This is a genomic window from Rhodococcoides kyotonense, from assembly GCF_001645385.1.
Lineage (GTDB): Bacteria > Actinomycetota > Actinomycetes > Mycobacteriales > Mycobacteriaceae > Rhodococcoides > Rhodococcoides kyotonensis_B.
In genome coordinates, this window is the sequence record NZ_LVHI01000002.1 from 134,373 (window position 1) to 147,201 (window position 12,829).

General features: G+C 64.1%; 11 protein-coding genes and 1 tRNA gene. 4 read left to right on the forward strand and 8 right to left on the reverse strand.

Annotated elements, in window-relative coordinates:
- Positions 1-28 precede the first annotated feature (28 nt).
- Complete coding sequence (locus A3K89_RS02305; protein WP_068421204.1) at positions 29-676, reverse strand: TetR/AcrR family transcriptional regulator; 648 nt, start codon at positions 674-676, stop codon at positions 29-31.
- A gap of 91 nt (positions 677-767) precedes the next feature.
- Here A3K89_RS02305 and A3K89_RS02310 point away from each other — a divergent pair, with 91 nt between their 5' ends.
- The 3 genes from A3K89_RS02310 to A3K89_RS02320 all read left to right on the forward strand — a co-directional run bounded on the left by A3K89_RS02310 (position 768) and on the right by A3K89_RS02320 (position 4,546).
- Positions 768-1,637 carry an SDR family oxidoreductase gene (locus tag A3K89_RS02310; protein WP_068421206.1) on the forward strand — a complete coding sequence of 290 codons (870 nt, stop codon included), beginning with the start codon at positions 768-770 and terminating at the stop codon, positions 1,635-1,637.
- 28 nt (positions 1,638-1,665) lie between these two features.
- A complete protein-coding gene (locus tag A3K89_RS02315; RefSeq protein WP_068421209.1) occupies positions 1,666-3,159 on the forward strand; it encodes a flavin-containing monooxygenase in 1,494 nt (497 codons plus the stop codon).
- A gap of 193 nt (positions 3,160-3,352) precedes the next feature.
- A complete protein-coding gene (locus tag A3K89_RS02320) occupies positions 3,353-4,546 on the forward strand; it encodes a L,D-transpeptidase (protein ID WP_068421282.1) in 1,194 nt (397 codons plus the stop codon).
- On the opposite strand, the gene A3K89_RS02325 is transcribed toward A3K89_RS02320, so the two are convergent.
- The 3 genes from A3K89_RS02325 to orn all read right to left on the reverse strand — a co-directional run bounded on the left by A3K89_RS02325 (position 4,543) and on the right by orn (position 6,366).
- Positions 4,543-5,295, reverse strand: a complete 753-nt coding sequence (locus A3K89_RS02325) for a M23 family metallopeptidase (RefSeq protein WP_068421212.1) — start codon at positions 5,293-5,295, stop codon at positions 4,543-4,545. The two genes, A3K89_RS02320 and A3K89_RS02325, sit on opposite strands and share 4 nt — an antisense overlap.
- A 305-nt stretch (positions 5,296-5,600) precedes the next feature.
- Positions 5,601-5,676 (reverse strand) — tRNA-His (locus A3K89_RS02330).
- Positions 5,677-5,763: 87 nt separating this feature from the next.
- Entirely contained in the window at positions 5,764-6,366 is a 603-nt protein-coding gene (orn, locus tag A3K89_RS02335) for an oligoribonuclease (protein WP_084423536.1), read from the reverse strand.
- Between the two features lie 99 nt (positions 6,367-6,465).
- On the opposite strand from orn, the gene A3K89_RS02340 reads away from it, so the two are divergent.
- Entirely contained in the window at positions 6,466-8,220 is a 1,755-nt protein-coding gene (locus tag A3K89_RS02340) for a helicase HerA-like domain-containing protein (RefSeq protein WP_068421217.1), read from the forward strand.
- A 56-nt stretch (positions 8,221-8,276) separates the two neighbouring features.
- On the opposite strand, the gene cmrA is transcribed toward A3K89_RS02340, so the two are convergent.
- The 4 genes from cmrA to A3K89_RS02360 form a co-directional block, all read right to left on the reverse strand.
- Positions 8,277-9,080, reverse strand: coding sequence for a mycolate reductase (cmrA, locus tag A3K89_RS02345; protein WP_068421219.1), 804 nt, complete (start codon positions 9,078-9,080; stop codon positions 8,277-8,279).
- Positions 9,081-9,104: 24 nt separating this feature from the next.
- Positions 9,105-11,168: an NADPH-dependent 2,4-dienoyl-CoA reductase gene (locus A3K89_RS02350; protein ID WP_068421222.1), complete on the reverse strand. Its 2,064-nt coding sequence runs from the start codon at positions 11,166-11,168 to the stop codon at positions 9,105-9,107.
- Positions 11,138-11,665, reverse strand: coding sequence for a PadR family transcriptional regulator (locus tag A3K89_RS02355; RefSeq protein ID WP_068421285.1), 528 nt, complete (start codon positions 11,663-11,665; stop codon positions 11,138-11,140). Before A3K89_RS02355 ends, A3K89_RS02350 begins: the two co-directional genes overlap by 31 nt.
- Positions 11,666-11,793: 128 nt before the next feature.
- The gene (locus A3K89_RS02360; protein ID WP_367946692.1) at positions 11,794-12,768 is read right to left on the reverse strand and encodes a DDE-type integrase/transposase/recombinase; all 975 of its coding nucleotides are present in this window, start codon (positions 12,766-12,768) and stop codon (positions 11,794-11,796) included.
- Positions 12,769-12,829: the final 61 nt, after the last annotated feature.

Sequence of the window (12,829 nt, forward strand, 5' to 3'; positions counted from 1 at the left end):
CACCCGCCCACTTGGAAACGACTTGGAGCTAGTCGAGCCGTCCGAACGCCACTGCACCGAGGATGGTGTGAGCACCCGCGATGACGTCGTCGAGAGACTCGGTGTCGGGAGCCAGGACCCACTGCTGCGTCATCATCAGCACGGCCCCGACGAGTCCGACTGCGAGAGTTCGACGGTTCGGCCCCGCGAGCCCGTGCGCTGTACCCACGGACGCGGCGAGCGCGAGGACTGCGTCGACGAACAGCGCCGTCGTCTGTCTGTAGAGCGCGTCGACCTCGGACGACACGCCAAGGACTTCGAGCAGAACGATACGCGCCGATCTCGGGTCGTCGGCGACGCTGCGGAAGAAGTTCGCCAGGGCGGCCTGCAGCACCTGTTCGGCGGACGCGCTGCGGCCGTCCGACGGCACTGCGATGCTGCCGAGCATCGTGGCGGTCGCGCGACGGTAGACGGCCTTCAGCAGATCCTCGCTGCTGTCGAACGACTCGTAGAAGTAGCGCTTCGTCAGGCCCGCGGCTGCGCAGATGCGGTCGATCGACGCGGATCGGTATCCGCTGGTTCCGAAGAGTTCCACGGCAGCGTCGAGCAGCTTCTCTCGGCGGTCTTCTCGACGTTGGTCGGACGACGAGCCGCGGTAGGGGCGTCCAGGAAGTGCTCGAGTGTCGGAAGTGCTCACCCCCCGATCTTGACACCGATCAGTATCAGATGGAAAGTGACACGTAGCAGTTCCCAAAACGGGGGGACCGGAACATGGAGGTGGACTTCTCGTGTCCGTACTCGCGAACAAGGTCGTGTTCATCACCGGCGCCGCGCGCGGAATCGGCGCCGAGACCGCACGCGCCCTCGCTGCGCGCGGAAGCAAGCTGGTGCTCACCGATGTCGACGCAGAGCCGCTCCGCGATCTGGAAGCAGAGCTCGGAAGCGACGTCGCGCTGGGCATCGTCGCCGACGTGCGAGATCTCGCAGCGATGCAGGCGGCCGCGACGGCGGGCATCGAGAAGTTCGGTGGCCTCGACCTCGTCCTGGCGAACGCCGGAATCGCGAGCTACGGATCGGTGCTGAAGGTCGATCCGGCGACGTTCCAGCGAGTGCTCGACGTCAATCTCCTCGGCGTGTTCAACACTGCTCGTGCGACCGTGCCGTCGCTGATCGAGCGCAAGGGCTACATCCTGATCGTGTCCTCGCTCGCCGCGTACGCTGCGTGCCCCGGTCTCGCCGCGTACAACGCCAGCAAGGCGGGTGTCGAGCAGTTCGCCAACGCGCTCCGGCTCGAAGTCACCTATCAGGGCGTCGGCGTCGGATCCGCACACATGGCGTGGATCGACACCCCGCTCGTTCAGGACGCGAAAGCGGACCTCGGTGCGTTCCGGGAGATGCTCGGCGTCATGCCCGGTCCGTTCGGGCGCACGATGACCGTCGACCAGTGCGTCGACGCGTTCGTCGACGGCCTGGAGGGCCGCAAGCGCAAGGTCTACGTGCCTCGGTGGGTAGGTGCTGCAGGCTTCCTTCGCGGAGTGCTGCAGTCGGCCGTCGGTGATCGCGCCATCCTGAAGCACGTGCCACGCCTGCTCCCGAAGATGGACGCCGAAGTCGAAGCGCTCGGTCGCTCGACGAGCAAGCGCAACGTAGCTCACTAGCCTGCCCCGCCGACACGAAAGCCTTTCCATGACAACCATTTCCCCTTCCGAGTCCCGCGAGTCCGAATCGTCCGATGCGGCCGAGACCGTCGACGTCCTGATCGTCGGCGCAGGTCTGTCGGGAATCGGTGCGGCGCATCATCTCCAGAGCAAGCTCCCCGGCAAGAGCTACGCGATCCTCGAGAGCCGCGGCGCGATCGGCGGGACCTGGGACCTGTTCCGGTACCCGGGTATTCGGTCCGACTCGGACATGTACACGCTCGGATACAACTTCCGTCCTTGGACCGGCGACAAGTCGATCGCCGACGGCAAGGACATCCGCGAATACATCGAGGACACCGCGCGCGACGGCGGCATCGACAAGCACATCAGGTTCCATCACCGCGTCGTGAAAGCCTCGTGGTCCACCGCCACCTCGACGTGGACGGTCGTCGCGGAAAGATCGGACACCGGCGCGACCGTCACGTTCGAAGCGTCGTTCCTGATGTGCTGCAGCGGATATTACGACTACGCCAAGGGATTCACGCCGGAGTTCGAGGGTGTCGACGACTTCCGCGGAACCGTCGTGCATCCGCAGTTGTGGCCCGAGGACCTCGACTACTCGGGCAAGAAGGTCGTGGTGATCGGAAGCGGGGCGACGGCGATCACCCTGGCGCCCAACCTCGCGCACGACGCCGAACACGTGACTCTTCTGCAGCGCTCGCCGAGTTACATCATGTCGCTGCCGTCGAAGGACCCGGTCGCACTCGCGCTGCGCAAGTACCTGCCGTCGAAAGCTGCGTACGGCATCACGCGTCTGAAGAACGCCGTCACCGCCATCGGTATGTACGTGCTGTGCCAGCGGTACCCGAACTTCATGAAGAAGCAGATCCGGAAGTTGCAGGAGAAGTGGCTGCCGGAGGGGTACGACCTGGACACTCACTTCACGCCGAAGTACAACCCGTGGGATCAGCGGCTGTGCCTCGTGCCGGACAACGATCTCTTCCGGTGCATTCGCAAGGGGGAAGTCGAACTCGTCACCGATCACATCGACAGGTTCACCGAGGACGGCATCCGGCTCCGGTCGGGGAAGCACCTCGACGCCGACATCGTCGTGACGGCAACGGGCCTGAACCTCGTCGCCTTCGGTCACGTCGACCTCGAGGTCGACGGCAAGACCGTCGATCTGACCGAGACGATGGCCTACAAGGGCATGATGCTCACCGACGTGCCCAACTTCGCGTTCGTCGTGGGCTACACCAACGCGTCCTGGACGCTCAAGGCAGACCTCGTCTGCGATTACGTGTCCAGGCTGCTCGGACACATGGACGAGTCCGGGTACCGAGAGGTGCGGCTGAAGCGCGATCAGTCGGTCGGGGAGGAGCCTTTCCTCGACTTCGCCGCCGGGTACGTGCTTCGATCCGTCGACACGTTTCCGAAGCAGGGATCCGAGGCTCCCTGGCGCCTGCGGATGAACTACTTCCGCGACCTGCCGGTTCTGCGATTCGGTTCGCTCGTCGACGACAACATGAGCTTCCGCTGACGTGTGACGCGTCATCATGCCGTTTGCGGGTGTTGATGACGTAACACGAACCCCGAACATGCCGATTGGTATTGGAACGTTACTCGAACTCACGGCATTTCAGTTGGAGACGCAGGCTGCGAGCTGGCATTATCCTCCCGGAATGTCCGATTCGGTACGTGCGTAATCGGTTGGTGTGGAAGTGGGGCGGTTCATGAAGGTCTGGCGCGGAACGGTACTCGGCGCTGTCGCGGCACTCGCTGCGGTAGCTGTCCTGTCCGCTTGTGGAACGACGACGGAGACGACCGAGGCGGTAGCTCCGATCGATTCGAACCCCATTGCCGAGCTCATGAAGCCGAAAGTGAGCTCTACCGTTGCCGACGGTGCCGTCGGATTCTCGCCCGCCGACCCGGTGACCGTGTCGGTGACCGACGGCAAGCTCGGATCCGTGACGATGCTCAACCCCGACGGCAAGGTCGTGTCAGGGGCGATCGCGCCGGACGGGCTGTCGTGGACCAACACCGAACCGCTCGGCTACAACCGCGAATATCGTGTCCAGGCCGACGCGTACGGCCTCGGCGGAGCGTCGAGCACCGTCACCAGCTTCACTACGAGTCAGCCGGGGAACTTCACCAAGCCGTACCTGCTGCCGTCCGACGGGGAGGTCGTCGGAATCGGCCAGCCCGTCGCGGTGCAGTTCGACGAGACCATCACCGACAAGATCGCCGCGCAGAACGCCATCCAAGTGACCACGACGCCACCCGTCGAGGGCGCGTTCTACTGGGTCAACGACCGCGAGGTTCGCTGGAGGCCGCAGAACTACTGGGCGTCGGGCACCCGCGTCGACGTTGCGGTCAACGTCTACGGCCGCGACCTCGGTGACGGAATCTACGGGCAGGAGAACGCCACCGCGTCGTTCACCATCGGTGACGCCGTCGTCGCCACGGCCGACGACAACACCAAGCAGGTCACGTTCAATGTCAACGGCCAGGACGTCATCACGATGCCGACGTCGATGGGCAAGGACAGCACGCCGACCGACAACGGGGTCTACATCATCGGCGATCGGTTCGATCACCTGGTCATGGATTCGTCGACGTACGGTGTGCCGGTCAACTCGGCTGCCGGCTACCGCACACCCGTCGACTGGGCGGTGCGGATGTCCTACAGCGGCATCTTCTTCCACTCTGCGCCGTGGTCGGTCGGGCAGCAGGGCTACTCGAACGCCAGCCACGGCTGCCTGAATCTCAGCCCGACCAACGCCAAGTGGGTCTACGACAACACCAAGCGCGGGGACATCGTCGTCGTCAAGAACACCGTGGGTGGCACCCTGTCCGGGGTCGACGGTCTCGGCGACTGGAACATCCCGTGGGATCAGTGGAAGGCAGGCAACGCGACTGCGGTCTAGTCGCCGTCGTCCTTCTGGTACCGCGCGGGATCGATGCCGAGGGTTTTCAGGTAGGCGACGGGTTCGATGCTTGACCCGTTGTTCCTCACCTCGAAGTGCAGATGCGGGCCGGTGGAATTGCCGGTGCTTCCGACCGACCCGATGCGGTCGCCTGGTTGCACGGTGTCTCCGACGGAGACATCGATGTCCGATTGGTGTCCGTAATAGGTGACCGTGTTGCCGCTCTTGATCCGCACGAGGTTCCCGTACCCGTCACCCGCGTCACCCGCCTGTTCGACGGTTCCTCCCGTCACGGCATAGATCGCGGTTCCTGACGGTGCTGCGAAGTCGACGCCCTGGTGGAACTGAGCGCCGTTGCCGGTCGGATTGTTTCGTCCGCCGTATCCGGAGCTGATGTCGTAGCTACGCGCCGGGAGCGGCAGAATCGATCCACCCAGGCCGACGGACGGGGGAGCGGCTTCCACCTCCGGCGTCGAATCCTCCGACTCGTCCGTCGTGTCGGGTGTCGGTCCGAAGTCCGAGTCGAGAATGACGGCGGCAACCTCGTTGATGAGCACGCCCGTCGCATCCAGGACCGCAGTGAGAATTGCCGCGCGCTGTTGTGCGTCGGGCTGCGGGATCGGGATCTCGGGCAGATCGATGGTCGGCTGCGCTGTGGCCACGGCAGGGTTGATCAGACCCGCCCCGCCGAGGCACAGCGTTGCCGACAACACCGAACCTGCGATCACCGTGTGCATTCGTCGACCCACGTGACGTACCTCCTCGTCTCTGCCCGCACGCGTACGGCGGGCTTCGAACTGCTGGCGACGCGTTTGGGGGCACGACAAATCAGAGCCGCGTGATCACAGCTTCAACATCGGTACTTTTCTTCCCCAAAAGTGCCATCAGTAACCGTACGTCACATCAATCACATGCGAAACTCGAAAGATGAATTACAACAAGGTAATTCACGATTTTCGACCGTGTGTGCGAATGCGTGGCGGGTAGCGATCGGTGCCTGCTTGCGACACAAAAAAGCCGGCCTCCGTGCGGAGACCGGCTTTCTTGCTCTCGATGGGGTGAGTGACGGGACTCGAACCCGCGACACCCAGGATCACAACCTGGTGCTCTACCAGCTGAACTACACCCACCATAGCTACTTCTTCTTCGCCCGTTCAGGCTCTGTTTCAGCAGCGACGACAATATTAGCGGTTCGGTTCCCAGGTTCCTAATCGCCCCTACGACTGCGTGTCGAGACCCTCGACGATTGCTGCAATGTCGCTGGTGGAGGGGCCGGGCTGAGGTACGAAGACCGTCTGGCGGTAGTACTTCAGCTCCTTGATCGACTCCTTGATGTCGGCGAGGGCGCGGTGCGCGAGCCCCTTCGTCGGCTGACCGAAGTAGATCCGCGGGTACCAGCGACGCGACAGTTCCTTGATGGAGCTGACGTCGATCATGCGGTAGTGCAGGTAGGTGTCCAGGTCGGCCATGTCACGCGCGATGAATCCGCGGTCCGTCGCAATGGAGTTGCCGGCGAGCGGAACCGTCGACGCCACGGGCACGTGTTCGCGGATGTAGTCGAGGACCTGTTTCTGCGCCTCCTCGATGGTGACCGTCGAGGCACGTACCTCCTCGGTGAGACCGGATTTGGCATGCATCTTCTTCACGACGTCGGGCATGCCCGCCAGCGCCTCGTCGTCGGCGTGAATGACGATGTCGACGCCCTCGCCGAGAATTTCGAGCTCACTGTCGGTGACGAGCGCCGCAATCTCGATGAGTTTGTCCTTCGACAAATCCAAACCGGTCATTTCGCAATCGATCCACACAAGTTTGTCCTGCACGACAGACACACTAGTGCGCACGGCCGGTCCCTATGGTGTGCGGTGATGATCGACAGTGTGTAATCAGCGGGGCGCGTTCGTTTCAGAGGGAGTGGAGACATGTCGGTCGATCCGAATCAGCCGAGCAGCACCGAAACGTCGACGCCGGCGGAACGGGCGAAGGCAGCGAAGGCCGCGGCGGTCGAGGCCGCCCGGATCGCACAGGAGGCGGCTGCTGCTGCGGAGGCGGCGGAAGCGGCTGCAGCAGCGGCAGAAGCCGAGGAGAAGCAGTCTCGGGGCACAACCGATGCGGCTGTGCAGAACGACGTCGCCGCAACGATCGCAGCCGGGTACGCGACGTCGGGCGCCGCACTCGAACTCGGAACGGTGATGGTCGACGGCGTCGTCGACCCGTCGGCGCGCATTCGCATCCCGTTGGCGACGTTGAACCGGCACGGACTCGTCGCGGGTGCGACGGGAACCGGTAAGACGAAGACGCTACAGGGCACCGCCGAGCAGCTGTCCGCGGCCGGCGTGCCCGTCGTCATGGCCGACATCAAGGGAGACCTGTCGGGCCTGTCGGCGATGGGCGCGGACAACGAGAAGATCCGGGCTCGTGCCCGCGAGTGCGGCGAAGCCCAATGGCAGCCGACCGCGTACCCGACCGAATTCCTGTCGCTGGGGACCGACGGAATCGGCATTCCCGTCCGCGCGACCATCACCGCGTTCGGCCCGATTCTGCTCAGCAAAGTGTTGCAGCTCAACAAGACTCAAGAGTCCACCCTCGGCCTCATCTTCCACTGGGCGGACAAGCAGGGACTGGCGCTGCTGGACCTGAAGGACCTTCGAGCCGTCATTACCCACCTGACGTCCGACGAGGGCAAAGCAGACCTGAAGGGTATCGGGGGAGTGTCGGCGGCCACGGCGGGCGTGATCCTTCGCGCGCTCGTCAACCTCGAAGCAGACGGTGGCGACACGTTCTTCGGCGAACCCGAGCTCGACACCGAGGACCTTCTGCGTGTCGGTGCCGACGGCAGAGGCGTCGTCACGTTGTTCGAACTCGGTTCGCAGGCAGCACGTCCAGTCATGTTCTCGACATTCCTGATGTGGGTGCTGGCCGACCTGTTCCAGACGCTCCCCGAAGTGGGCGACATCGACAAGCCCAAGGTGGTCTTCATCTTCGACGAGGCGCACCTTCTGTTCGCCGACGCGTCGAAGGCGTTCCTCGAACAGGTGGAACAAACGGTCAAGCTGATCCGGTCGAAGGGCGTCGGCGTCGTCTTCTGCACGCAGCTGCCCACCGACGTCCCCAACGAGGTTCTCTCGCAGCTCGGTGCGCGAGTCCAGCATGCTCTGCGCGCGTTCACACCCGACGATCAGAAGGCGCTCACCAAGACGGTGCGCACTTACCCGAAGACCGATATCTACGACCTCGAGGAAGCGCTGACGTCACTGGGCACCGGCGAAGCGATCGTGACGGTCCTGTCCGAGAAGGGAGCGCCGACGCCCGTGGCGTGGACCAGGATTCGGCCGCCGCGCTCGCTCATGGACACCATCGGGAACGACGCGATCACCGAGGCCGCGTCGGCGAGCGCCTTGAACGGCAAGTACCGCACCACGATCGATCGTGAGTCGGCCTACGAAAAGCTCGCAGCACGTGTCGTCGACGTGCCTGCACCCGACGAGACATTCGACATCCCGCCGTTGCCCGCCGACCTTCCCGACCTGCCACCCCCGGCGCCCGAGGGGCCGTCCGCGGCCGAACGGATCATGAGCAACCCGGCGGTCAAGAGCTTCCTGCGATCGGCGGCTTCGGCTGCGGGGCGGGAGATCTCGCGCAGCATCTTCGGGACGGGGCGTAGGCGTAAGCGCTGACGCACCCGTGAGTGCGAATGTAGAGCCCGCTCTACATTCGCACTCACGAGTGGGCGTCAGCTGCCGAGCTTCTTGTAGAAACTGCCGATGATCGGCGCCGAGATGGCGCGCGGGCTGTACTGACCGGCGACGGACATGCCCTTGCTGATCAAGCCGGGTACGACGCGCATCTTGTTCTTGGCCAACGAATCCAACGACAGCTTCGCGGTGTAGGCACTGTCGACCCACAGGAAGCCGGGGACCACCTTGTCGACGATCGACGCGTCGGCGGGGTCGGGAGTCTCGGTGCGGACCGGACCCGGTGCGAGCAGCGTGACGTTCACGCCGCTGCCTTTCAGCTCGTCGCGCAGTGATTCCGAGAACGTGTTGGCGAACGCCTTCGTCGCCGCGTATGTCGCGTTGTTCGGGATTGCCATGTTGCCGGCCGCCGAGCCGACGATCAGGATTCCGCCGCTGCGTCGGGCAACCATCCCGGGCAGAACCGCGAGGGTCAGATCGTGGACGGTGACCGCGTTGAGTTCCACCTGTGCGCGCTCGTACGACGGGTCCAGGTTTGCGACCGGCCCGAACGTCGCGATGCCCGCGTTGTTGCACAGGATGCTGATCTCACGCTCGGCGAGCTCGTCGGTGAACGGCTTGCGTGCGTCACGGTCCGACAGGTCCACGACGCACACGTCGACGGTCACGCCGTGGTCCGCGCGCAACGTGGCGGCCAGTTTCTCGAGGAGGTCGCCGCGTCGGGCAGCGATGATCAGGGAATGGCCTCGGGCGGCCAGTTCGGTCGCCAACGCCTCTCCGATTCCGGAGGAGGCGCCGGTGACGACGGCGCGGGCTTCGGGTGCAGGACTCGGCAGGCTCACGGTCAGCCAGGGTAATGGATGCGGTCACAACCGTGCGGCGAGGCGTGTGCCCTGCTCGATCGCGCGTTTGGCGTCCAGCTCCGCGGCCAGGTCGGCGCCGCCGATGACATGCGTCGTCACGCCTGCTGCGTCGAGGTCGTCGGCGATGTCGCGTACCGATTCCTGGCCCGCGCAGACGACGATCGTGTCGACGTCGAGCACGCGCGGCTTCTCGTGCTTCTCGCCGAAGGAGATGTGCAGTCCGTCGTCGTCGATGCGCTCGTAGTTGACGCCGGAGATCTCGTGCACGCCCTTGGCCTTCAGGGCAGCGCGGTGGACCCAGCCGGTGGTCTTCGCGAGACCTGCCCCGATGCGGCCCTTCTTCCTCTGCAGGAGAAAGACCTCACGGGGCGACGCCGCAGGCACGGGCGTCGTCAACGCGCCGGGCGCGGCCTCGGGTTCGGTGACGCCCCATTCTTGTTTCCATTCCTTCAGATCGAGTGTGGGGGAGGCGTCGGTGGTGAGGAATTCGGAGATGTCGACGCCGATGCCGCCCGCACCGATGACCGCGACGCGATCACCCACCGGTTTTCCGTGCTCGACGACGTCGGCGTACGACAGCACCGATGGGTGATCGATGCCTGGAATCGACGGGATGCGGGGAACCACGCCGGTCGCGACGACGACCTCGTCGAACTCGCCGTCCACGAGTTCCGCGGCCGTGACGCGCCGACCGAGATGGAGGGTGACGTCGGCGTCGCGCAGGGCAGTGGTGAAGTAGCGGATCGTCTCGGAGAACTCTTCCTTGCCCGGGATGCGTTGTGCGATACCGAATTGACCGCCGAGACCGGGACGTGCCTCGAACAGGCTGACGGAATGCCCGCGGCGCGCGCACTCGAGCGCAGCGGACAGACCTGCAGGGCCTCCGCCGACGACCGCCACCTTCTTGGTGCGCTTCGCAGGGAGCAGCTTCAACTCGACCTCACGGCCGGCCCGGGGGTTGACCAGGCAGGACACGGTCTTGTGGACGAATGCGTGATCCAGGCACGCCTGATTGCACGCGATGCACGTGTTGATGGCGTCGGCGTCGTCCGCTTCCGCCTTGCGCACCCAGAACGGGTCGGCGAGCATGGGGCGGGCCATCGAAATCAGTTGGGCGTCACCGCGACTGAGGATGTTCTCGGCGATGTCGGGCATGTTGATGCGGTTCGACGCCGCCACCGGGATGTCGACGTGCTTGTCGAGTTTGCCGGTGATGTCGGCGAATGCGCCACGAGGTACCGAGGTCACGATGGTCGGGACACGTGACTCGTGCCAGCCGATGTCGGTGTTGATGACGTCGACGCCCACACGTTCGAGATCCTGTGCTAGAGAGACGATCTCGTTCCAGCTCTGCCCGCCTTCGACGAGGTCGGCCATCGACAGCCGAAACATCACCAGAAAGTCGTCACCGACGGCACTGCGGATTCCCCGTGCGATCTCGACCGCGATACGTCGGCGATTCTCGGCGTTGCCACCCCACTCGTCGCGTCGGCGGTTGGTGCGCTCGGACAGGAACTGGTTGATGAAATAGCCCTCGCCGCCCATGATCTCGACGCCGTCGTATCCCGCGGATTGGGCGAGCCGCGCGCATCGAACGAAATTCCTGATCTGCCATCGCACTCCGCGAGACGTCAGCCTTCGAGGTCGAAAAGGATTGATAGGAGCCTTGATCGACGACGCCGACACACTGAACGGCTGGTAGGAGTATCGACCCGCATGCAGAATCTGCAGAGCGATCTTGCCGCCTTCACGGTGCACGGCCTCGGTGACGCGGCGGTGTCGGCGTGCTTCCAGTCTGTTCGTCAACTTCGCGCCGAACGGGAGCAGCCAACCCGTTCGGTTCGGCGCGTAACCGCCGGTGACGATGAGCGCGACGCCCCCGCGTGCCCGCTCGGCGAAGTACTCGGCGAGGCGGTCGATGTCGCGCGCACGGTCCTCCAAGCCGGTGTGGATGGACCCCATGATCACACGGTTCTTCAGCATCGTCCTGCCGACATCCAACGGGGACAACAGAATCGGATACCTGCTCGCCCCGGTCACAGTCTCTCCAGAATCTCGTCGCACCATTGCGTGAACCCCTCCTCGACTCGAATTCCGCCCCGCAGCACCAGGTATTGATGCAATACAGGCCCCTCCACGCTTTCCGGTGACGGAAAGTCCCGCTTTTCGATCAGTCGATACATCTCCAGGCGCTCGGAATGCACCTGGCGGTGGCGTCGGACCTCGGTTCTCACTGCCTCGACGTCGCCGAGTCCGGCACCCCTGATCTTCACGGCCAGTTCGTCGCGTAGGCGGCTCGGGTCGGTGGGCTCGGCGATCCAGCGATCCAGCTCGGCCCGGCCCGCGTCGGCGACGGAGTAGACCTTCTTGTCGGGTCGGCCGTCTCGGGAAACAACGGTGCCTGCGACCCAGCCAGCCGCGTCCATCCGCGTCAACACACGGTAGATCTGCTGGTGGGTGGCGCTCCAGAAGAAGCCGATCGACTTGTCGAAGCGGCGGGCAAGCTCGTATCCCGAGCCTGACTGCTCGGAAAGAGACACCAGAATCGCATGTTCGAGAGCCACGGGCATCAGTATGTATGCAACGAGGTGAGTATGCAACCAGTTGCATGTGCGTAGAAATACATAGAGGGCTATGTGTGCTGTCTACATAGATGTGAGACACGATGTCTACATAGATGTGAGAGTCGATTCTAGGCGGCGGGGGCGTGGAGTTGTCCTTGGTATCGCTTGTCGCGGTCGAGGTGTAGGTGTCCTAGAACATCGCCGGTGATGTGGAAGACGGTGACGTGGTCGCCGTTGCGCAGCACTGTGACTTTCAAGCCTGCGTGGGCTCGCCCGACCGAGACCGATGAGTGGCCGACACTGATGACACCGGAATCGGAGACGCTGTGGTGTCCGATGGTGGCATCGAGCTGACGCGGTAGATGTTCGGGTCCTCCGAGCGTCGCCGCGTTGGCCCATGCCTGCGCTGGAGGCATGTTCACCGCACTGTGGCGACGTTCGGTGTTGTAGAACTTCTGGTAGCGGTCGCACGCTTTTTGCAGGGCGGAGTGGGTGGCGGGGCGGCGTGGTTGATGGTCGAGCCATTGCTTGAAGGTGCGGTGGTGTCGCTCGACTTTGCCGTTGGTTTGCGGGTGATACGGACTCGAGTGGATCAGCCGTGCACCGGATTCGGTGACGAAGCGGGTGAACTGCGACTGCGCCCCCTTGGTGCGTTTGGCTGTGAAAGCGGTTCCGTTGTCGGACAACACCATTGCCGGGGTTCCGTAGTCGTCGAATGCTGTGTTGATTGCGGCGACAGCAGCCTTGGCTGTCTCGGCGTCGGCGACGAGTGTGGCGACCAGGGTGCGGGTGCAGTCGTCGAGGACTTCGAAGACCGTTGCTTTCGGGCCTCCTGCGAGAACCACTTCTGTGGCATCGATTTGGTAGCAGTCGCGCGGTTGTGCGTACTGAAATCGTGTGTAGGACGATTTGGGTCGCTTTTTGGGGTTCGATTCCAGCAATCCGTGGCGGCGCAGGACCTTGTTGATCGTCGAGCGAGGCGGGACGTGCTGAATCACCCCAGGTTTGATGCCGCTTCCTTCTGAGTCAGGAAGGATGAGCACATGCCTAAGAAGATCGATCCGGAGGTCCGTGCGCGGGCGTTGCGGTTGTTGGAGACCCACGGCGGGGAGTACCCGTCGATGACTGCTGCGGCCGAGGCCATAGCTAAGCAGGTCGGTGTGT